Source organism: Dietzia massiliensis (genome assembly GCF_018390595.1).
GTDB lineage: Bacteria > Actinomycetota > Actinomycetes > Mycobacteriales > Mycobacteriaceae > Dietzia > Dietzia massiliensis.
On the sequence record NZ_JAHBAV010000015.1, the window covers coordinates 28,918 to 50,202 of the forward strand.

The following is a 21,285-nucleotide window of genomic DNA, read 5'->3' on the forward strand; positions in this document are numbered from 1 at the left end:
TCCCTGTCGCACGGAGCACCGTGCGAGGGGATCGGGGCGAGAGTCCGGATCCCCGGGGGGGACGCCGCCACTCCCGAGGGGGATCGGGAGTGGCGGCACTACAACAGGGATGAATATGTTCAACACCGCTGCGCGCGGTGGCTCGAGCCGGGGGCTCTCGCCTCTGCAGCGATCGGGTCTCCGCGCGGTCACCGCTCTCGCCGTCACCGGCGCCATCACCGCTCCGCTGGTGGGTATCGCCACCGCCCAGACCGGGTCTCTCGGATCATCCGGATCGGGCGGGTCAACCCCGCCCGCGTCGAGCACGACGCCGACCTCCAGCACCGCCCCGACCACGACGCCACCGCCCTCCGCCGCCCAGGCGACGGTCGAGCTCCGTGTCCTGGTCCTCGACGACGGGGATTTCAGCGGCGAGGCGTTCGCCACCCGGCTGGCCGCCGAGGGGGTCGAAGTGGACCGGATCAACGTCAAGGCGACCGGCCGCCAGGCCATCACCCGGGCGATGCTGGCCGACGACGCGACCAAGACCGCGCGCTACATGGGCATCGTCTCCGTGGCCGCCGATCGCACCGGGCTGACCCCGGAGGAGAACGCGGTGATCGATCAGTTCACCGCCGACTACGGAATCCGCGAGGTGTCCGCGAACGTCACGCCGGTGGCGGAAGTGGGCCTCGTGCCGACCACCAGCGGCACCAACTTCGACGCCACCACCGCCACGCTGACCGCGGGAGCACTCTCCGGCGAGTGGTCCTACCTCGACGGCCCCGTGCCCTTCGAGAATCTGAGCTCGACGGTGGCCGAGTCGTGGGGCTACGCCGCGACGCCGGCTCCCGGCGCGCAGTTCGTACCCCTGCTGACGGGCCCGTCCGGCGGTGCCGGCGTGATGATGGGCGTCCACACCCAGGGCACCCGCGAGCGCCTCGTGATGACCGTCGCGATGAACCAGTATCAGCACCACTTCAAGGCGCTCTCCCACGGGATCATCACGTGGCTGACCCGCGGCGTGTCGACGTCGCTCTACCGCAACGTGTTCAACGTCCAGGTCGACGACGTCTTCCTCGCCGACGACGAGTGGAACCCCATCGGCAACTGCACGTTCGGAGCGGATTGCGAAGCCGAGGCCCCAGACGGAGCCCTCACCGAGTCCCGCATGGTCGCCGACGACGTCGGCGTGGCCACGAGCTGGGAGAATTCGAACGGCATCGAACTCGACATGACCTTCAACGCCTTCGGCGCTCGCAGAGGAGACGGGCTCACCGACGCCCTGCTCGCGGCGAAGAACCAGCTCCGGTGGATCAACCACACGTGGGACCACACCAACCTCGACAGCCTCGGCCAGGCGGAGATCACCGCGCAGATCGAGCAGAACATCACCTGGGCGCGGGACAACGGCGTCCCACTCAACCCCACCGAACTGGTCACGGGTCAGCACTCGGGCACCGCCTCGGGCCCCGCCAGGCGCGACAACCCTGCTCTCGCGCCGGCACTGGACGACACCGGCGTGACCTGGATCGCCGGCGACGCGTCGGTCGAGCCGAACCAGCGGCCGCTCGGGAACGCCCTCACGGTTCCGCGCCACCCGATGAACATCTACTACAACACCTCGACCAAGGAGAACGCGGTCGACGAGTACAACTGGATCTACACCCGGTCCGACCAGGGTGGTTCCGGGACATGCGAGAGGAACGCCGCCTCGACCTGCCTCGACGCTCCGTTGCCGCTGGAGAGCGGCTTCGACGAGTACATCGTCCCGCAGGAGGCCCGGCACGCACTCAGCCACGCGCTGAGCATGGACCCGCGGCCGCACTACGTCCACCAGTCGAACATCACCGGAGACCGCATCCTCTACCCGGTGCTGGACGCGATGGTCCGCGACTACCGCGCGCTGTTCAACGACCGGTCTGCGCCGCTGCGCAACCCCTCGCACGCCGAGCTGGGGCTCGAGATGCAACGGCGCGCCGCCTGGGCGGACGCGGCGGACTCCGTCACGGCGACCGTCCGCGGCTCGACGCTCGTCATCGAGAACGACGGTGCTGCCTCCGTCGAGGTGCCGATCACCACCCGCAGCGGCTCCGCCTTCGACGGCGAGGCCTACGCCGGGTCCAAGTCACGCTGGGTGACGGTCCCAGCAGGCGGCGAGGTCACCTTCGAGCTCGGATACGACGTCGGGTTCCTCACGCCGGACGAAGACACGGAAGAGCCGGCGGTCGCCGCCCGCGCTCTTCCGCGAGCCGCCAGGGCCGCCGCAGCCCCGTCGCCCGGTCAGAACTCCGTGGTCGTCCCGCCGATCAATGACGCCACCCGCGTCGGCGCCGTGGGCGAGGGCCCGACGGCGAGGGGCTGACGACATGCGTATCGCCCTGATCAACGAAGGCACCTACCCGGTCAACACCGGCGGAGTCAGCACCTGGTGCGACCAGCTGGTGAGCGGGATGCCGGACCACACGTGGGAGGTCGTCACCCTGACGGGCGGCAGCCGCACACCGATCACGTGGACCGTCCCGAGCCAGGTCAGGTCCACGACCCTGTATCCGGTGTGGGCACCTATCCGAGCCGGCCTCCCTGAGAGCCAGCTCCTCACCCGGCGGAGGCGGGCCCGCGTGCGGGCCGCCCTCCGCGACCTCTGGGCGGCGATTCTGCCGCCCGCCGAGACCATCACGGTCGCCGACGGCACTGTGCGCCACGACCCGGCCCTCCTGGGCGCGGCGCTCCGCGAGCTCCTCGCGGCCGGCGGCGGTGACCTCTTCCGACTCCTGGGGTCGGAGAGTTCCGCCGAGGCCCTGCTCGACGCGTGGTGGGGCCACTCCCCCGCGCTGGACCGGTCCGCCCGGCTCAGCGTGGGGGATGCGGTCGAAGCCGCCACTCTCGTCGATCGCACCCTCTGCGCCACCGACGTCGGATTCGGCGACGTCGACGTGGTCCACGCCTCCTCCAACGGGAGCGCCGCGTTGGTCGGACTCGCCCGTAAGTGGCGGGACGGCGTACCACTGATCCTCACCGAACACGGCGTCTACCTGAGGGAACGTTACCTCGCCCTGGCGGGCACCCAGCTCGGCTGGTCGGCCCGCTACGCCGTGTGCACAGCGCTCCGGGCCTTCTGCGTTCTCGTCTACAGCGAGGCCGACCTCCTCCTCCCCGTCAGCGACTTCAACGCCCGGTGGGCCGTCCGCCTCGGCGCCGAGCCGTCCCGGATCCACACCGTCCGCAACGGTGTGGACGTGTCGACGATGACCCCGGTGGGCCCCGAGCCCGAAGTACCCACGATCAGCTTCGTGGGCCGCATCGACCCGCTCAAGGACCTCGAGACACTCGTCCGCGCCTACGCCCTGGTCAGGCGGGAACTACCCGCCACGCGGCTACGGATCTTCGGGCCGTGCCCGGCGGGCAACGCCCGGTACAAGGAATCGATCGAGGAGACCATCGACGAACTGGGGGTCACGGACGGCGTCACGTGGGAGGGGCCGACCGCCGGGCCCCGGCCCGCGGTCGAAGCCGGCTCGATCGTCGCCCTGTCGTCGGTGTCCGAGGGCCTGCCCTTCACCACGATCGAGGCGATGATGTGCGGGCGAGTCACCGTCAACACCGACGTCGGAGGCGTCTCCGAGGCGGTCGGCCGGGACGGCCGGTTGGGCGGTCTGGTTCCGCCGCGAGACCCCGAGGCCTTCGCGCAGGAGTGCCTCCGGTTCCTCACCGACGACCGGCTCCGAGAGCAGACCGGTCAACGTGGCCGGGAACACGCTTTGGAATCGTTCGCCCTGTCCAGTTGCATCGACACCTTCCGGGGCTGGTACGAGATCGCCGCCGGCATCCACAGCGACCACTTCACCGGTGGCGCTCTCGAGTACATCGCGAGCGTGGCGTCATGAGCGAGACCTTCCTCATCCCCGATCCACCCGGCCGGTCTCCCCGGCACGCGAAGCCGCTGGTCGTCGCCGCCGTTCCCGCCGAGGCCCACCAGGGTCTCGTCGGGCACGCGGTCGACCGGTTCGACGTGGCCGCCCACCTCGAGGCGTCCGGCTTCGGCGACGCGCTCGCCCGGCGGCACGGTGCTCACGACGTCTACGAATACGCCCGTACCCTCCCCGCGCTCGCTCCCGGAGCCGCGGAGACCGCGATCGTTCGTCCTCGCGTCCGCCGCGAGGGGTGGGTCCGAGCACTCCTGCTCCTGGCCGGCGCGGTCGTCATGGCGCTCTGCGCACCCGCCGCGATCGGCGTCGGCGCCGATCTGTCGATCGCGATCGTCGCCACCGGTCTCTCCGGGTGGGTGCTGGGACAGCTACTCGGATTCGTCACGTGGCGAAGGGCCGGCCTAGGGGATCTCGCCGGTGCTGCGCGCATCTCGGTCGGCATCGCACTGCTCCTCGCGGCTCCCCTCGTCGGCGTCGTCACCGCGGCGACCTGGTACCTCGGCGACGCACCAGCCCTACCCACCGCCGCACTCTGCGGCGCGTGGACCCTGTACGCCGCCTCGTTGACCCTCATCTCCGTACTCGGGGGTCTGCGTCTGCTCACCGTACTCGCCGCGGGCTGCGCGGCGGTCGCCGTCGCCGCCACCTTCGCCGGCGCGGCGCTCGTGCCGATCATCACTCTCGGGGTCCTGTCCCTGGGCGGAGCCCTACTCGCCGCCCGGACCTACCGGATGACCACCCCACTCCCGCCAGCGTTGCCCACCCGGGACGACATCCGCGCGGCGTTCGACGGTACCTGTCAGGCCGCTCTGATGTCGACCGCGCTGCTCCTTGCGCTCAACCTCGCCGACTCCGACGACCGGATCCCGCTGTCCATCGCGGTCATCCTCGCCGCCGCACTGTGCGATCCGGCGATCGAGGACCTCGGCATCCGGCTCAAGTCCCTGTCCTACCGCTCCGGCCGCTGGCGATTCGTCCTCCGCGGCGTCCTCGTCCGCACCCTCATCTACCTGGCGGTCATCGCACTGGCGACGCTGTCCGCGACGTGGATCGTCGACCAGATCCTCGGAATCGCCGAAGACCCCGCATCCGGACTCGTCCCGGACATCGTCGTCCTCTGCGTCGTCGCCCCGGTGTTCGCCGTGTTCGCCTTCGGTTCCGCGATCGTCCTCCGGGCCGGCCGGGTCGCCGAAGCGGTGTGGATATCGGCGCTCGCCTGCCTGGGATTCGCGACGCTCCGCTTCGGACTACCGGTTACCGTCGGGATCGCCATGCTGTGCGGGGCCTGCCTGCTGGCGGTCTATCACGCCGTTTCAGCGGCCCTACACCCCCACAGCTGGTGAGCGCGCCACGCGCGGCGGTGCCGCTGTACCTCCACCCCGCATACGATCGAGAGCTCTGGGAGCAGGTCCTGCATCCGGGTGCCGCCGACCTCGTCGTCGTCAACGTCGACTCCGGGCCGGGACGCACCACCGACCCGATCTTCGCCGAGGCCCTCCGCAACGCACCCGTCGACAAGGGGCCGACCGTCCTGGGGTACGTCGACACCGACTACGGGCGGCGCAGCCTCAGGGACATCCGCACCGATGTCCGCCGCTGGCGGGAGGAGTACGGCGTGACCTCGGTGTTCCTGGACCAGGTGGCATCCGGGATCGGGTCCGACGGTCACCTCGACGCCCGGGTCATCGTGCCACTGACGGGTCTCGTCCACGCGCTACGGCGGGACGGCGCCCGGGTCATCGCAGGGAACCCGGGCGCCGTCCCACACCCGTGGATACTCCGGCTGCTCGACATCACCTGCGTCCGTGAGACCGATCTCGAGACACACCTGACCGGCCCCGGCGAACCACCGGGTGGCGTCGACCCGTCGCGGGTCTGGCACCTCGTCTACGACTGCCCACCCGACCGCGCACGGGAGGCCATCGACCGGTCTGTCGAACTCGGCGCCGGCTACGTGGGTCTCGCCGCCGACGCGCTGCCCCACCCGTGGGGATCCGTTGAGTACCTCAACCCCGACGGCGCACCCGTCAGCAGCTGCGGTTGACGTACCCGGGGTCGCCCCGGGGCACCACGTCCCGATCACGGAGAAGGACCGAGATGCGATCGCCGCGGAGACGGCACGCGGTCTCGAACGCCCGGGAGCCACCGTCGGTGTACTCGATCTCGATCACCCGGTCGCCGTAGGCCGCCAGATAGCGATCACACTCCGAACCACGCCCCCACGAATACAGCTGGCAGTCCTCGGCGACGGCGTAGTCGAAACCCACCCGACGGATCTCCTCATCCGTCAGCTCCGCCGCGTTCTTCTGCGCGACCGCGAGGCCCCGGGCGTGCGCACGGTCAACCAGCAGGTCCGCGTACGCGACCGCGTCCGCCCGGGTCAGGCGTCCCCCCGACCGCGTCCAGGAGTCGAGATTGTCCGGCTCGACCGCGTGGAATCCAAGGTCGGCGCAGTCGGCCAACCACCCGTCCACGATGGCGGCCAGTCGCGACCGCTTGGCGTCGGACGAGATGTCCAGCAGCGCCTCGTCCCACTCGGTGTCCTCGACCACGTCGCCGCCGGGGCCGCGCAACACGAGATCAGCGTGCTGACCGCTCCAGGCCGAGGCCTCGTGGGGTTGTGCCTGGAACGCGTTGAGGTAGCAGACCGAGTAGACGCCGTCGACCGGCGGATCCGAGCGATCGCGGATGACCACCCCGACGTCAGCGGCGGGCGGGTACGCGCCACCGATCTGGTAGTCGACCACCGCGCCCGCCGGCGGCGGCTCGACATCGGGCACCGACAGGCCACCGGCGCCCGGCTGCGCGTCGGGACTCGTACCGGGGGCCGGGCCGGTCGCGACCGATCCCTGGCCGAGTACCTCGCTGCCGCACCCGGACACGACGAGCGCGGTAGCGCACGCCAGGGCGACGACGGCCCGACCGACGCCGGTCACCGTGGTCTGTCTCACGCGGCAATCATGCCACCATCGCGGCGGCACGATCGACCTTTACCTCGACGTCCCGTCAGACGTCCAGGAACCTCACGTCGCGGGCGTTGCGGGTGATGAAGTTGCGGCGCGCGTCCACGTCCTCGCCCATGAGGATCGAGAACAGCTCGTCGGCGGCGGCCGCGTCCTCGAGGGTCACCTGCCGGAGCGTGCGGACCGTCGGGTCCATCGTGGTCTCCCACAGCTCCTTGGGGTTCATCTCGCCGAGGCCCTTGTAGCGCTGGATGCCGTCGTCGACGTTGATCTTGCGCTTGTTCTCCAGGCCGATCTTGAGGAGTTCGTCGCGCTCGCGGTCCGAGTACGCGAAGTCCGGCTCGCCCTTGCTCCACTTGAGCTTGTACAGCGGGGGCTGCGCGAGGTAGACGTACCCGTTCTCCACGAGCGGCTTCATGAAGCGGAAGATGAGCGTCAGCAGCAGCGTCGCGATGTGCTGGCCGTCGACGTCGGCGTCGGCCATCAGCACGATCTTGTGGTACCGCAGCTTGTCGATGTCGAATTCCTCGTGGATGCCGGTGCCCAGCGCCGTGATGATGGCCTGGACCTCGGCGTTCTTGAGGACCTTGTCGATCCGCGACTTCTCGACGTTGATGATCTTTCCGCGCAGCGGCAGGATCGCCTGGAACATCGAGTCGCGACCGGACTTGGCCGAACCACCGGCCGAGTCACCCTCCACGATGTAGAGCTCGGACTTCGACGGGTCCTTGGACCGGCAGTCCGCGAGCTTGCCGGGCAGGCCACCGATGTCGGTCGCCGACTTCCGGCGCACCATCTCGCGGGCCTTGCGGGCGGCGACGCGTGCCTGACTGGAGGCGATGGCCTTGTTGACGATCACCTTGGCCTCGGCGGGGTTGGCTTCGAACCAGTGACCGACGTGCTCGGCCACCTGCCGCTGGACGAAGCCCTTGACCTCGGTGTTGCCGAGCTTGGTCTTGGTCTGCCCCTCGAACTGCGGGTCCGCGATCTTGGCGGAGATGACGGCCGCGAGACCCTCGCGGATGTCGTCACCCGTGAGGTTAGGGTCCTTCTCCTTGATGAGCTTCTTGTCCCGGGCGTATTTGTTGACCAGCGAGGTCAACGCCGCACGGAAGCCCTCCTCGTGGGTGCCGCCCTCGTGGGTGTTGATCGTGTTGGCGAAGGTGTGGACGGACTCCGAGTACCCGGAGTTCCACTGCATGGCGACCTCGACCTCGTGGCCGGTGCCCTTGCCCTCGAAGTACAGGATCGTCGGGTGGATCGCGGTCTTGGACTTGTTGATCGCCTTGACGTAGTCCTTGAGGCCGTCCGGGTAGTGGAAGGTCCGCTTGCGCTCGCGGATCTTCTCGGGCTCGGCCGCCTCGGCTCCGTCACCGGCACCCTCGACGAAGACCTGCTCGGCGTCCACGGCGCTGGCCAGATCCGAGCCCTCGTCCGAGCCCGGTGCGGAGTCCGGGCCGACGCCCTCGCCGTCCGCGATGGCGTCGAGCTCCGCCGCCTTCTCGGCTCGCGGCCGACGGTCGGTCAGCGTGATGGTCAGTCCCTTGTTGAGGAACGCCATCTCCTGCAGGCGACGCGCGACGATGTCGAAGTCGTACTCGGTGGTCTCGAAGATCGACGGATCGGCCCAGAAGCGGACCTTGGTCCCGGTGCCCTCGGCGGGCCCGGCGTCGACCAGCTCCGCCGGCACGGCCATGTCGAAGTCCTGCTTCCACAGGCGACCGTCGCGCTTGATCTGGACCTCGACGCGGGTCGACAGCGCGTTGACCACCGAGATGCCGACGCCGTGGAGACCACCGGAGACCGCGTAGGAATCCGAGTCGAACTTGCCGCCCGCGTGGAGCTGGGTCATGACGACCTGGACGGTGGGCATGCCCGACTCGTGCATCTCCACCGGGATGCCGCGGCCGTCGTCGATGACCTCGACGCCACCATCCTCGAGAAGGGTGACCTTGACGCCGGTCGCGTGCCCCGCCATGGCCTCGTCGACGGAGTTGTCGACGACCTCCCAGATCAGGTGGTGCAGACCCCGCGGTCCGGTGGAGCCGATGTACATACCCGGCCGCATCCGGACGGCCTCGAGCCCCTCGAGGACCGTGATCGATGAAGCGCCGTATTCCTTGGCTCCGCCGTTGTCGGCCGTGCTCCTGGCGTCCGCCACGTGCGATCTCCTCGCGTCTCGGGGGTCTGGGACCGGCCCAGTCTACCTGCGGGAACCGCCGCGCGGGCCGCGGGCACGCCCGGCCCTCACCCGTAGGTGTCCCGCGGGCCCCGACCCGACACGTGGAGGGGGCCCTTCCGCCAACTCGGTTTCTCCGGCCCCTCCACCTTGAGCCGACGGACGTGACCCGGTCCCATCGCGGCGGCGATCTTGCGGAGGATGTCCGCGGACATCAACCGCAGCTGCGTGGCCCACGCGGTACTCGACGCCCGCACGTGGAGAATCCCCTCCTCCAGACGCTCCGGCGTCGCGTGGCTCGAGACGTCCTCGCCGACGATCCGTCCCCACTCGGCGAACAGTCGGCCGGTGGCGACCTTGTCGTCCCATCCGCGTTTCTTGGCGATTTGGCCGACGAGCCGCCCGAGCGGCTGGGGGTCCCACGGATCGGCGCCGGCACCCGTCCAGCCGCGCTTGCGCAACCGACGTCCCGCGCCGACCGGGCCGGTCCGTCCGCGACCGACCTGCTTGCCTTCCGCACGGGCCTTCGCCCTGGCCTCCTCGAGCGCCTTCTTGGCGATGTCATAACCACGTTGTGGCTGGTCGGACGGTGTTATGCCGTCCCGTCCGGTCCCGCCCGTCATGTCGGGTCCCCACTTTCCGTATCGGTGTTCTCGTCGTCGTCGCCCTCGTCGTCCCGGGGTCGTGACAGCGTCATCCCGGAGTGACGCTCGCGCCCCTCGCCCGTCATCACGACGTCATGACGCACGCCCCGCAGCCCGGCCGGGACGTCCTCCCCGACCGCCGCGGTGATGAGGACCTGCTCGACCCCGGCCGCGACATCGGCGAGCGCGGCGCGGCGGTGGCGGTCGAGTTCGGCGAACACGTCGTCGAGGAGGAGCACCGGCTCGGCACCGTCGGCGCGGAACAACTCGAGGGAGCCGAGGCGCAACGCGAGTGCGAACGACCACGTCTCCCCGTGGCTGGCGAACCCCTTCGCCGGCTCGTCGCCGAGGGTCAGGAGGAGGTCGTCGCGGTGCGGCCCGACGAGCGACATGCCGCGGTCGATCTCGTCGCGTCGCCGCCGACCGAGCTCCGCGAGGAGCACCGCCTCGACGAGTTCGGGATCGGTCAGCTCGGACTCATCGGGGGTGTCGGCGACGCGGAACCGGTAGGCGAGATCGGCCGGGCGGGACTCGGGTGCCAGTCCGCGATAGGCGTCGACGACGAGGGGGCGCAGCTGCCGGAGGAGGTCGATCCGACCGGCCACGAGTCTGGCCCCGAGTTCGGCCAGCCGGCCGTCCCACACGTCGAGGGTGTCCAGCACCGCGGCGGATTCCTCGGGCCGGCCGCGCCGCAGCGCACCTGACGCGGACTTGAGCAGCGCGGTGCGCTGACGCAGCACGGACGAGTACTCGGCCAGGTCGCCACCGAGCGAGGGTCGGCGTTGGACCATGAGCTCGTCGAGCAGCCGACGCCGCTCGGCTGGCTCGCCGCGCACGAGGGCGAGGTCCTCGGGCGCGAAGAGGACGGACTGGACGACCCCGAGGATGTCGGAGAGTCGGCGGCACGGTGAGGTGTTGAGTCTCGCGCGGTTGGCCTTGCCGGAGTTGAGCGCGAGTTCGACGGTGAGTTCCCGCCCGGCGTTGTGGGCGAGTGCGCCGACGAGCGCGGTCCCGGCACCCGTCCGGATCATCGGCGCGTCGCCCGCGACGCGATGGGATCGGAGGCTGGCCAGCACGCCGATCGCCTCGAGGACGTTGGTCTTCCCGTGACCGTTGCGGCCGATCAGGGTAGTGACCCCCGGCTTGAGATCCAGTTCGAGCAGGGGCCAGGAGCGGAAGTCCAGGAGCCTGAGGTGACGCAGGTGCATACCGGATCGGTCCCGGGTCGCGGGCTCAGCCCGGCAGGCGCACGGGCATGAGCAGGTAGGTGTGGTCCGACTCGACGGGCGCGATGGCGCCGTCGGCGCCCGGCTCGGGGAGGGCCTCGGGTGCGGGTCGCAGGACGGCGGGGCGGCTGGGCTGCGTGAACCCGAACGCGACGCGGGCCGAGTGGATGCTGCCCAGGCCGTCGAGCAGGTAGCCGGGGTTGAATGCGATGGTCAGCGGCTCGCCGACGAAGTCCACCGGGAGCGACTCGTTGGCCTGCGCGGCGTCGTCCCCGCCGGCCGAGAGCGCGAGTTCGCCCTCGCTGAACGCCATGCGGACCTGGACGCCGCGGTCGGCGACGAGCGCGACACGCTTGATCGCCTGCGCGAGGGCGTCGACCTCGACGACCGCGACGGACGTGTGCTGGGGCGGCAGCAGCTGCCGGACCTTGGGGAACTCGGCGTCGAGCAGGCGGGTGGTGGTGCGCTGACCGGAGACCAGCACACCGAGGATGCCCTCGGCCCCGACGTTGGAACCCGCCCCGAGGCTGAGGTCGACTCGACCACCGTGTCCGGCCGAGCGGGTGACCTCGGACAGCGCCTTGGCGGGGATGAGCACCTCGACGGTGACGTCCTCGCGAGCCGGCTCCCAGTCGAACTCCCGGATGGCCAGGCGGAACCGGTCGGTCGCGATGAGCGTGACCCGGGTGCCCTCGATCTCCATACGGATGCCGGTGAGCATCGGGAGGGTGTCGTCCTTGCCGGCCGCGACGACGACCTGGCCCACGGCCTCCGAGAACGCGTCGACCTCGGCGGAGCCGGTGACCTCCGGCATGGCCGGAAGCTGCGGGTAGTCCTCGACCGGCATGGTCGGGAGGGTGAACTTCGCGGAGCCGCAGGTGATGTACATCTTCTGCGCGGTGACCACCACCTCGACCGGGCGGTCGGGCAGGGCGCGGGCGATGTCGGCCAACAGCCGCCCGGACACCAGCGTGCTACCCGGCTCGGACACCTCCGCGGGTACCGAGACCTGCGCTGACGTCTCGTAGTCGAACCCCGAGATCGTCAGACCCGAGTCCGCCTCGAGCAGGACGCCGCCGAGGATCGGCACCGACGGCCGCGAGGGCAGCGTGCGGGCGACCCAGGCCACGGAGTCCGCGAAGTCCTCGCGGGTGACGCGGAACGTCGGATCCGTGATCTCCATCGATGACCTCTTTCAGGCGGGGCGGATACCGGCTGCCGGTATCTGGACGAGTGGTCTGTTTCAGGGGGTCGTGCCGTACGTGCCCGCCGCGGTCGGCGGAACGTCTCCATGAGGGTAACCGCTCGCACCGACAGTGGGCACACGGAGTCGGCGTAACCGGTCAAGCAGGCTCGCCGTTCCACATCCCTACTTCTTACAAGAACTCTCAAGAGAGATAAGAGGTAGTAGTAGGTCCTGTGAAATTGTGAGCCGAGACCTGTAATCACAGGTCTCGTCGGATTTCGTCGTGTGAACGCGTCTGTCGTTTCTTGTGATTTGGTCGAGCGCCCCGGTGGAATCACAAGAGTCCGTCCACCCTCTGTCCACCGTCGGTCCACAAGATCCCACAGCTTTGTCCACAGCTGTGAACGATGTGACGAAGGGGGTCGCGGGGGGTCTCAGTTGTGTCGCGACGCGGTCGCGGGCGCCGTGACATGACGGCCGCAGGCACCGTGACACGACGGTCCCGGCCGGATGACAGGGGTCGCGGCGACGCGGCGACCCGCGCGCACGACGAATCAGCCCGTATGAGGGGAAGGGGGACGGTACGAGGGGCCCTCAGAGCGAGCGGGAGCGCTCCTTGATCCGGGCGGTGAGCTCCTGGATCTGATCGTAAGTACGCCGGTCGTCCTTGATCTCCTTGAGGATCTTGCGCTGGGCGTACATGACCGTGGTGTGGTCCTTGCCGCCGAAGGTGACGCCGATCTTGGGGAGGGAGAGGTCGGTGAGTTCGCGGCAGAGGTACATGGCGATCTGCCGCGCCCGGGAGAGCGACCGGGTCTTGGACGTCCCGCACAGTTCGTCGATGCTCGTGGAGAAGAACTCGGCGGTCACCGCCATGATGGTCGCCGCGGAGATCTGTAGCGAATCGTCGTCGGAGACCACGTCGCGCAGAACGATCTCGGCGAGCGGCACGTCGATCTCGTGCCCGTTGAGGGACGCGAACGCCACCACACGGATGAGCGCGCCCTCGAGTTCGCGGATGTTGCGCTGGACGCGGGTGGCGATGAGCTCGAGGACGTCCCGGGGGACGACGTAGTTCTCGGACTTCGCCTTCTTGTCCAGGATCGCGATGCGTGTCTCGAGCTCGGGCGGCTGGATGTCGGTGATCAGCCCCCACTCGAACCGCGTACGTAGTCGGTCCTCGAGGGGCTGCAGCTGCTTGGGCGGCCGGTCGGAGGAGATCACGATCTGCTTCTGCGCGTTGTGGATCGTGTTGAAGGTGTGGAAGAACTCCTCCTGGACCTGCTCCTTGCCGATCAGGAACTGGATGTCGTCCACCAGCAGGATGTCCGCCTCGCGGTACCGCTTCTTGAACATGTTCTGGCGGCCGTCGCGGACGGAGTTGATGAAGTCGTTGGTGAACTCCTCGGTCGAGACGTACTTGACCTTCTGTTCGGAGTACATGCGCAACGAATAGTGCCCGATGGCGTGGAGCAGGTGGGTCTTGCCGAGACCGGATTCGCCCCAGATGAACAGGGGGTTGTACGCACGGGCGGGCGCCTCGGCCACGGCGAGTGCGGCGGCCCTGGCGAACCTGTTGGAGTTGCCCTGGACGAACGCGCTGAAAGTGTAGCGCTCGTTGAGGCCGGGGGCCGTCGCGGCGGACAGCGCCTCGTCGCGGTCGCTGCCGTGGAGGAGTCGCTCGGCGGCGATCTGTTCCTCGGTCATCCGCCGGGGCCGTGTGGTGGCCGGCGGGTGCTCCTCCTCGGCGGCCGGGCGATGGATCTCGTCGGCGTCGATGACCTGGTCGTCCTGGTCGTCGGTGGGCGGTTGCCCGCCGGCCAGGGAGGTGTCGACCTTGACGGCGAGGTCGACGGGCTCGCCGAGCTGCGCGCTCAGGGCGCGGGTGATGGGTCCGCGCAGGACGGATTCGATGTTGTCGCGGGCGAAGGCCGACGGCGCGGCGAGCATCGCGAAGCCGTTGACCACGGCGATCGGCTGGACGAGCCGGAGCCACGCCTGCTGCTGGCGGGACAGGGCCGGGTTGTCGTCACTGGCCAACTCGGGATCGGTGAGCCTGTCGAGGACGGCACTCCACACGTGTTCGAGCTCAGGAGACACGGTGGGTGGTCTCCTCTCGTCAGCGTGTCGGGCGATCCCGGCGGGCCGGGGGGCCGGGGGGCCGGCCAGGCCGGACACCACACTCTATCCACAGGCTCCGACCCAGGTCCACTGAGGTATCCACATGGTTGTCCACAGCTGTGGGAAGACAGACTTCACCCATGGGCCGTTCGCAGGTGGAGGATCAGTGGCGAGGGATCGGTGGTACTGGTTCGGATCTGAGGTTATGTACAGCCCGGGGGGGCTTGTTGGTGAATGACCGTAACAACACGTCCCAGCCAGGGGCAACCCTCAAGATCGACTGGAGGCCGGAAGTCAAGCATCGCGGCCGTGGGCGTGTCGAGATGGCCTGCGAAGTGGTGACCGTGGGACGAATGGGATTACACGGTTTGGTGGCCGGCGCGTGGTGCGCGTAATCTTGAACAGTCTGTCGTGCGCCCGCGGGCGTACGGCGCGTCGTGGTGCCGCCGACCCCGGTGATTCGACGACGTCTCGTACTCGAACAGGCGCTGGTCACGGCGCCGACTTCACGTGAGGAGCCAACCATGGCCAAGGGCAAGCGGACTTTCCAGCCGAACAACCGTCGTCGTGCCAAGGTGCACGGTTTCCGTCTCCGGATGCGCACGCGCGCCGGCCGTGGCATCGTCGGCGCCCGTCGTCGCAAGGGCCGCGCCTCGCTGACGGCCTGATCCCGGCCGGGGTGGCGCGTGCTTCCCAGGTCGCACCGGCTCCACCGTTCCGCTGATTTCGCGACGGTGGTGCGCAAGGGTGCCAGGAAGGGCCGCCGCACCATGGTCGTACACGCCCACGTGGACTCCTCGGATGTCCGCGTGGGCGGTCCGCGTTTCGGGCTCGTCGTGAGCAAAGCCGTCGGGGACTCGGTGACACGCCACCGGGTCAGCCGGCGGCTTCGTCATATCGCCGCCGAGGTGCTGGCGGACGTCGACCCGGACCTCCTGGTCGTCGTGCGCGCGAACCCGGCGTCGGCGACGGCGCCTCACGCGGATCTGGTGCGGGATATGAGAACCGGGTTGGCCGCGGCGGCGTCGCGGGCTCGGGGGTCATCGTGACCCGGGGCCGGCCGGGACCCGTGGCACGGGTCCTGCTGTGGATGCTGGACTTCTATCAGAAGGGCATCTCGCCGCTCACCCCGCCGAGCTGTCGGTTCGAGCCGACCTGCAGCGCGTACGCCGTCGAGGCCGTGCGTGTCCACGGCGCCTGGTACGGCACCTGGCTGTCTGTGTGGCGCCTGCTGCGCTGCGGCCCGTGGACGCCGGGCGGGTGGGACCCGGTCCCGGAGCCACGCGCGCCCGATCCCCCGGACGAGCATGACGCGCACGACCACATTTCACGAACGTAGCTAGGACTCACACACCCATGTCGTTCATCACCAACCCGCTGGTCTATTACCCGATCTCCGGGATCCTCTGGTTCTGGCACAAGATCTTCGCCTTCCTCGGGGGGCTCCTCCCGTGGGTCGAGGCGCCGGACTCCAACGGCGTCATCTGGGCGCTGTCGGTGATCTTCCTCGTCGTCACGCTGCGCGCGTTGCTGTTCTGGCCGGCGGCCAAGCAGATCCGCTTTTCCCGCAAGATGCAGGAGCTGCAGCCCAAGATGAAGGAGCTGCAGAAGCGGTACAAGAACGACCGCGAGAAGCTCGCCGTCGAGACCCGCAAGCTGCAGAAGCAGGAGGGCTTCAACCCTCTGCTGGGCTGCCTGCCCATGCTCATCCAGATCCCGGTGTTCCTGGGCCTGTTCCACGTGCTGCGCTCGTTCAACCGGATGGGTGAGCAGTTCGGCGCGCTGGGGATGACGGCCGAGGAGACGCGCAACACGGGCAACTACGTGTTCAACGCGGACGAGGTCCAGAGCTTCCTCGACGCCCGCCTGTTCGGCGCCCCGCTGTCGTCGTTCATCTCGCAGCCGGTCGAGCAGTTCCAGGCCTTCGTCGAGCCGGGTGCCGCGCTGGACTTCGCCCGCTGGAACATCATCCTGGTCGCCGTCCCGCTGATGATCATCTCGGCGGTCACGACCCACTTCAACGCCCGTGTGTCGCTGTCGCGCCAGTCGCCGGAGGCGGCCGCGAACCCGCAGGCGAAGATCATGAACCAGCTGATGCTGTGGGCGTTCCCCATCGGCATCCTGGTGACCGGCGCGTTCTGGCCGATGGCGATCCTCGTCTACATGGTCACCAACAACCTGTGGACGCTGGGCCAGCAGTACTTCCTGTACGAGAGGATGGCCAAGGAGGACGACGCCGCCGCGCTGGCGCGCCGTGAGGAGCAGAAGGCCCTCGCCCCGCGTGTCGGGGTGAAGCCGGTCAACCCCAAGAAGGGCCGTGGGAGCGGGTCGGCCGCCGCCTCGGGTACCGCCGTGGCCACCGCGCCCACCGTGGGCGCGGATGAGGTGAAGGGGGACGACGACGAGGTGGTCCCGCCGAAGGCCGCTCCCGCCTCTCCCTCGCCGAGCGGGCCCCGCCCGGGGCAGCGACCACAGGCGCCGGGCGGTCAGCTAAGTAGGCCGGCCCAGAAGGCCTCCGGATCGCGGCCCAAGAACAAGAAGAAGAAAAAGAAGCGGTGACCCGGTAGGGCACGCAACTGGACGAGGTCCCCGATGCTCCGGCGTCGGGGACCTTGTCCCATACTTGGGGTAGATACTCGTCGGCTCATGTGGGTGCGGCGATCGGCGGTCACGACGGAGGCGGGTCCATGTCCAGAAGGAGCATCGAGGTGTCCGAGGAACGATTGGTCGAGGAAGGCGAGGTTGCCGGTGACTATCTCGAGCAGTTCCTCGACATCCTGGACTTCGACGGGGACATCGACCTGGATGTCGAGGGCGACCGCGCGGTCGTGAGCATCGTCGGGGGCGACGATCTCGACACGCTCGTGGGTCCGGACGGCGCGGTGCTCGATGCGATCCAGGAGCTGACCCGTCTGGCCGTCCAGCAGGAGTTGGGTGACCGGAGTCGGCTGATGCTCGACATCGCCGGATGGCGCGAGGCCAAGCGGGAGGCGTTGACCGATGCCGGTCGTGTCGCCGCCCAGCGGGTGCTCGAGTCCGGAGAGTCGGAGGAACTGGAGCCGATGACCCCGTTCGAGCGGAAGATCATCCACGACGCGATCGCGGAGATCGACGGGGTCACGTCGGACTCGACCGGCGTCGAGCCGAACCGCCGGGTGGTCGTCCTGCCGGAGTGAGGCGATGAGGACCCGTGCAGGGGTGCGAGTCGAGCGGCTCGCACCCCTGTCGCGTGTCCGGGGAAGAATGACAACGATGTAGTTCGATGTTTCACGTGAAACCGGGTCTGGGCCCGATGGAGGTAGCGCAACGCCATGACCGACGACACCACTAACGAAACGACACGTGACAGCGGCCTGGGCGGCGTGCCCGCAGGCGCCGCGGACGTGTTCGGCGAGCGTCTCCCACTGGCGATCCGGTACGTCGAGTTCCTCAGAACCGCGGGACTGGAGCGCGGTCTGATGGGGCCTCGGGAGCGTCCCCGTCTGTGGGATAGGCACGTCCTCAACTCGGCTGCGGCGGCGTCTGCGCTCGAGGACGGGGAGGCGGTCGTGGACATCGGCAGCGGCGCCGGCCTGCCCGGGATCCCGCTCGCTCTCGCCCGACCGGATCTCCGCGTGACGCTCGTGGAACCGCTGCTGCGGCGCGTCACGTTCCTCGAGGAGATCATCGACGAGCTCGGTATCGACGTGCGAGTGGTGCGTGGCCGGGCGGAGGAGAAGGCCGTCATCGCGACGGCGGGGAATGCCGACGTCGTGACGTCCCGCGCGGTCGCGCCGCTGGCCAAGCTGGCCGGGTGGTCCGCTCCCCTACTCCGGGTCGGCGGGCGAATGGTCGCGCTGAAGGGTGAGTCCGCGGCAGACGAGGTCGAGCGGGATCGCGGGGCGCTCGCCACGCTCGGTTTCGAGGGGCTTCGCGTCGAGACCGTGGCCGCCCCCGATGCGGAGCCGACGAGGCTGGTGATCGGCAGTCTGGCGACTAGGATGGGACACCGTGGCTCGCGATCTCGCGGGGGAGGACGACGCGTCCGGTGACCGGCCCGGGCATCCGGCCCGGGATCGTGTCGGTTTCACGTGAAACACTGACTCCACGGGCAGCGGATGCTGCACGGCCGGTGTCCATGATGGAAGTCGAAAGGTGACGGATGTCCGACGACGAGACCCCGATTTTCGCGGCTGCGAGGCAGGCGAACGAGGTGCTCCACGGGGATGCCCCCGCGCTCCCCCGGCCTGAGACGCCGCGCATCATCACGATCGCCAACCAGAAGGGCGGCGTCGGGAAGACGACGTCCACCGTCAATCTCGCCGCAGCTCTGGCTCTCGGTGGGCTCGGTGTCCTCGTCATCGACATGGACCCCCAGGGGAATGCGAGCACGGCTCTCGGTGTGGACCACCGCGAGGGGACGCCGTCGAGCTACGAACTGTTGATGTGGGAGGCCTCGATCGAGGACCTCATGCAGAAGAGCCCGCACGCCGAGCAGCTGTACTGCATTCCCGCGACCATCGATCTCGCGGGCTCGGAGATCGAGCTCGTCGGCCTACCCCACCGGGAGCGGCGACTGGCCGAGGTCCTTCACCCCGACGATCTCCGGCTGCTCGGGATCGACTACGTCTTCCTCGACTGCCCGCCCTCCCTGGGCCTGCTCACCGTTAACGCGATGGTGGCCGCGAGCGAGGTGCTCATCCCCATCCAGTGCGAGTACTACGCACTGGAGGGTGTGGGACAGCTGCTGCGCAACGTCGAGCTGATTCAGCAGCACCTCAACACCGAGCTCGAGATCTCGACCATCATGCTCACCATGTATGACGGCCGAACCAAGCTGGCCGAGCAGGTCGCGGGCGAGGTACGGAGCCACTTCGGCGACACGGTGCTGCGGACGGTCATCCCTCGGAGCGTCAAGGTGTCGGAGGCGCCGGGTTTCGGGATGACCATTCTCCAGTACGACGCGGGATCCCGAGGTGCCCTGGCCTACCTCGACGCCGCCCGCGAGATCAACGGCCGGCGCGTCACCAGCCGGCGCGCAAGCGACCGGGGGCCGGACGACCGGGGGGCGAGTAGCCCGGGTGGCGATACGACGACTGACGAGTTGGTGGGCACCCCCGCCCCCGGCATGAGCGCGGACGAATCGCGTCCGGAGGAGAGTCGATGAGTCAGCAACGCAAGGGTGGTCTCGGACGTGGGCTGGCGGCCCTGATCCCGACCGGACCCGAGGACGGCCCGCGGCTCGGTAGCGACGCGGCCGACGTGATCCTGGGCCCCCGCGCCGGCGGTCCCCGTACCTCTCCCCCGCGCCCCCGTCGCGCGGCTGCGGATACCGCGGCGCCGGCGGAGTCCGCCGGCGATGCCGGAGCGTCCCGTGCGGGCCGCGCCGCATCCTCGGCGTTCACAGGAGGGGGTCGTGAGCGGGGCGCTGTTTCACGTGAAACGCCGACCGGCGATCGCGGCGAGCGTACGAGCGAGGTTTCACGTGAAACCGCTGACCTGGTCGATCCGGGCGCGGTCTACCGGGAGATCTCGCCGAGCGACATCGACCCGAACCCCAAGCAGCCGCGGACCTACTTCGACGAAGAGGCGCTCGCCGAGCTCGCGCACTCCGTGAAGGAGTTCGGCCTACTGCAGCCGATTGTCGTCCGTGAGATGTCCGGCGGCCGGTATCAGCTCATCATGGGCGAGCGCCGCTGGCGCGCGAGCCAGCGGGCCGAGCTGGCGACGATCCCCGCGATCGTCCGTCAGACGGAGGACGAGGACCTCCTTCGCGACGCCCTGCTCGAGAACATCCACCGAGTGCAGCTCAATCCCCTGGAGGAGGCGGCCGCGTACCAGCAGCTGCTCGACGAGTTCAACGTGACGCAGTCCGAGCTCGCCAACCGGATCGGGCGGTCCAGGCCGGCCATCACGAACAGTATCCGTCTCCTCCAGCTCCCCACCGCGGTCCAGCGCAGGGTTGCGGCAGGCGTCCTGTCCGCCGGCCACGCCCGCGCGCTCCTCGGGCTGGAGGCGGGCGCGGCCGCGCAGGACGAGCTCGCCGCGAGGATCGTCGCGGAGGGCTTATCCGTCCGCGCCACGGAGGAGATCGTCACTCTGGCCAACCGTGATGCCGGAGATGCCGAGGAGAAGCCGAAGCCCGCTCCCCGCGGTCGTCGGAAGGACCCCGAGCTCGAGGCGGTGGCCGGTCGACTGTCCGACCGCTTCGAGACCTCGGTGTCGGTGACGATGGGTCGCCGCAAGGGCCGCATCACGATCGATGTCGGGGACGCGGACGACCTGGCGCGTGTCCTTTCTCTACTCGAGGGCGGGTCGACCGGTACGACACGATGATCTCGATTCGTTCGTTGGACCTGTCCGCCGTGGACCATCTCGGCCCGCGGGCCCGGCGTTGCGTCTATTGGCAGACGGACGGCGAGTCGACGAGTGGCCCCCCCGGGGATCCGGAGTTCGAGAAGGAGGCGTGGATTTCCCACGTCTCGCTCGAGTGGGGCGTGTGCGGACAGATCGCCCGGGCCGCCGACAAGCCCGCGGCGGCGGCGTTCTACGCGCCCCCGGGGATGATCCCCCGAGCGTCCTGCTTCCCGACCTCACCGGTCGGCGCCGACGCGATCCTCCTGGCGGGGATGAGCGTCGAGGATGGCGCCCCCGCCGGAGTCCTCACCTCGCTCCTCGACGCGGTCGTGGTGGACCTGCGGAGTCGCGGCATCAAGGCCATCGAGGCCTTCGGGGTAGCGTCCGAGGACACGGGCGAGATAGCGTCACGTGACACGTGCGGCGCGGACTCGTGCGTGCCGGCGACGAGCTTCCTCATCGAGCACGGGTTCACCATCATCGCGCCGCACGAGACCCATCCGAGGCTCCGGCTCGACATCCAGAGCGAGCACCTGTGGAAGGCGGACGTCGAGCGCGCGCTCGATCAACTGTTCGCGGAGCACGGCTTCGCCACCCGCCGGGTCGGCGTGTTGTCGGGGGCGTCGGCCCGGGCGTGAGGTCCGGCCGGGCGAGGCCGGGTCCGGGGCGTGATGCCGGCTGGGCCGAGGCCGGGTGCGGGTGGTGCGTATGCGGGCCCGGCC

19 protein-coding genes are annotated in these 21,285 nt (G+C 69.5%); 13 read left to right on the forward strand and 6 right to left on the reverse strand.

The features are described 5' to 3' along the window. Nucleotides 1-115 precede the first annotated feature (115 nt). From KHA85_RS06165 to KHA85_RS06180, 4 genes are read left to right on the forward strand one after another with little or no spacing between them, the layout of a single operon-like run. Nucleotides 116-2,344 (forward strand): hypothetical protein, encoded by a 2,229-nt coding sequence (locus KHA85_RS06165; RefSeq protein ID WP_213185161.1) that lies wholly within the window; start codon nucleotides 116-118, stop codon nucleotides 2,342-2,344. A gap of 4 nt (nucleotides 2,345-2,348) precedes the next feature. Continuing rightward, a complete protein-coding gene (gene pelF / locus KHA85_RS06170; protein ID WP_213185162.1) occupies nucleotides 2,349-3,866 on the forward strand; it encodes a GT4 family glycosyltransferase PelF in 1,518 nt (505 codons plus the stop codon). After that, nucleotides 3,863-5,251 (forward strand): hypothetical protein, encoded by a 1,389-nt coding sequence (locus KHA85_RS06175; protein WP_213185163.1) that lies wholly within the window; start codon nucleotides 3,863-3,865, stop codon nucleotides 5,249-5,251. The genes pelF and KHA85_RS06175 overlap by 4 nt, the downstream gene beginning before the upstream one ends. Beyond that, nucleotides 5,248-5,952, forward strand: coding sequence for a spherulation-specific family 4 protein (locus KHA85_RS06180; protein WP_213185164.1), 705 nt, complete (start codon nucleotides 5,248-5,250; stop codon nucleotides 5,950-5,952). Before KHA85_RS06175 ends, KHA85_RS06180 begins: the two co-directional genes overlap by 4 nt. On the opposite strand, the gene KHA85_RS06185 is transcribed toward KHA85_RS06180, so the two are convergent. From KHA85_RS06185 to dnaA, 6 genes are all read right to left on the reverse strand, one after another. Further along, on the reverse strand, nucleotides 5,936-6,859 hold the full coding sequence (locus KHA85_RS06185; protein ID WP_213185165.1) for an endo alpha-1,4 polygalactosaminidase: 924 nt from the start codon (nucleotides 6,857-6,859) through the stop codon (nucleotides 5,936-5,938). The genes KHA85_RS06180 and KHA85_RS06185 overlap by 17 nt on opposite strands. A gap of 55 nt (nucleotides 6,860-6,914) precedes the next feature. Next, a complete protein-coding gene (gyrB, locus tag KHA85_RS06190; protein WP_213185166.1) occupies nucleotides 6,915-9,032 on the reverse strand; it encodes a DNA topoisomerase (ATP-hydrolyzing) subunit B in 2,118 nt (705 codons plus the stop codon). Between the two features lie 86 nt (nucleotides 9,033-9,118). Then, nucleotides 9,119-9,673: a DciA family protein gene (locus KHA85_RS06195; RefSeq protein ID WP_213185167.1), complete on the reverse strand. Its 555-nt coding sequence runs from the start codon at nucleotides 9,671-9,673 to the stop codon at nucleotides 9,119-9,121. Beyond that, complete coding sequence (recF, locus tag KHA85_RS06200) at nucleotides 9,670-10,902, reverse strand: DNA replication/repair protein RecF (RefSeq protein WP_213185168.1); 1,233 nt, start codon at nucleotides 10,900-10,902, stop codon at nucleotides 9,670-9,672. Before recF ends, KHA85_RS06195 begins: the two co-directional genes overlap by 4 nt. 25 nt (nucleotides 10,903-10,927) lie before the next feature. Further along, the gene (dnaN, locus tag KHA85_RS06205) at nucleotides 10,928-12,103 is read right to left on the reverse strand and encodes a DNA polymerase III subunit beta (RefSeq protein ID WP_213185169.1); all 1,176 of its coding nucleotides are present in this window, start codon (nucleotides 12,101-12,103) and stop codon (nucleotides 10,928-10,930) included. 597 nt (nucleotides 12,104-12,700) lie between these two features. After that, the gene (gene dnaA / locus KHA85_RS06210; protein WP_007629602.1) at nucleotides 12,701-14,206 is read right to left on the reverse strand and encodes a chromosomal replication initiator protein DnaA; all 1,506 of its coding nucleotides are present in this window, start codon (nucleotides 14,204-14,206) and stop codon (nucleotides 12,701-12,703) included. 545 nt (nucleotides 14,207-14,751) lie between these two features. On the opposite strand from dnaA, the gene rpmH reads away from it, so the two are divergent. The 9 genes from rpmH (at nucleotide 14,752) to KHA85_RS06255 (ending at nucleotide 21,201) form a co-directional block, all read left to right on the forward strand. Further along, nucleotides 14,752-14,895, forward strand: a complete 144-nt coding sequence (gene rpmH / locus KHA85_RS06215) for a 50S ribosomal protein L34 (RefSeq protein ID WP_007629603.1) — start codon at nucleotides 14,752-14,754, stop codon at nucleotides 14,893-14,895. 18 nt (nucleotides 14,896-14,913) lie between these two features. Next, a complete protein-coding gene (gene rnpA / locus KHA85_RS06220) occupies nucleotides 14,914-15,276 on the forward strand; it encodes a ribonuclease P protein component (RefSeq protein WP_213185170.1) in 363 nt (120 codons plus the stop codon). Nucleotides 15,277-15,296: 20 nt separating this feature from the next. Then, the gene (gene yidD, locus KHA85_RS06225; RefSeq protein ID WP_213185171.1) at nucleotides 15,297-15,566 is read left to right on the forward strand and encodes a membrane protein insertion efficiency factor YidD; all 270 of its coding nucleotides are present in this window, start codon (nucleotides 15,297-15,299) and stop codon (nucleotides 15,564-15,566) included. Nucleotides 15,567-15,583: 17 nt separating this feature from the next. Further along, nucleotides 15,584-16,786 carry a membrane protein insertase YidC gene (gene yidC, locus KHA85_RS06230; RefSeq protein ID WP_007629606.1) on the forward strand — a complete coding sequence of 401 codons (1,203 nt, stop codon included), beginning with the start codon at nucleotides 15,584-15,586 and terminating at the stop codon, nucleotides 16,784-16,786. A 128-nt stretch (nucleotides 16,787-16,914) separates the two neighbouring features. After that, entirely contained in the window at nucleotides 16,915-17,403 is a 489-nt protein-coding gene (locus KHA85_RS06235) for a Jag family protein (RefSeq protein ID WP_043567373.1), read from the forward strand. Between the two features lie 135 nt (nucleotides 17,404-17,538). Continuing rightward, on the forward strand, nucleotides 17,539-18,258 hold the full coding sequence (gene rsmG / locus KHA85_RS06240; RefSeq protein WP_213185172.1) for a 16S rRNA (guanine(527)-N(7))-methyltransferase RsmG: 720 nt from the start codon (nucleotides 17,539-17,541) through the stop codon (nucleotides 18,256-18,258). A 110-nt stretch (nucleotides 18,259-18,368) separates the two neighbouring features. After that, the gene (locus tag KHA85_RS06245) at nucleotides 18,369-19,373 is read left to right on the forward strand and encodes a ParA family protein (protein WP_213185173.1); all 1,005 of its coding nucleotides are present in this window, start codon (nucleotides 18,369-18,371) and stop codon (nucleotides 19,371-19,373) included. Beyond that, entirely contained in the window at nucleotides 19,370-20,542 is a 1,173-nt protein-coding gene (locus KHA85_RS06250) for a ParB/RepB/Spo0J family partition protein (RefSeq protein WP_213185174.1), read from the forward strand. The genes KHA85_RS06245 and KHA85_RS06250 overlap by 4 nt, the downstream gene beginning before the upstream one ends. Then, entirely contained in the window at nucleotides 20,539-21,201 is a 663-nt protein-coding gene (locus KHA85_RS06255) for a hypothetical protein (RefSeq protein ID WP_213185175.1), read from the forward strand. The genes KHA85_RS06250 and KHA85_RS06255 overlap by 4 nt, the downstream gene beginning before the upstream one ends. Nucleotides 21,202-21,285: the final 84 nt, after the last annotated feature.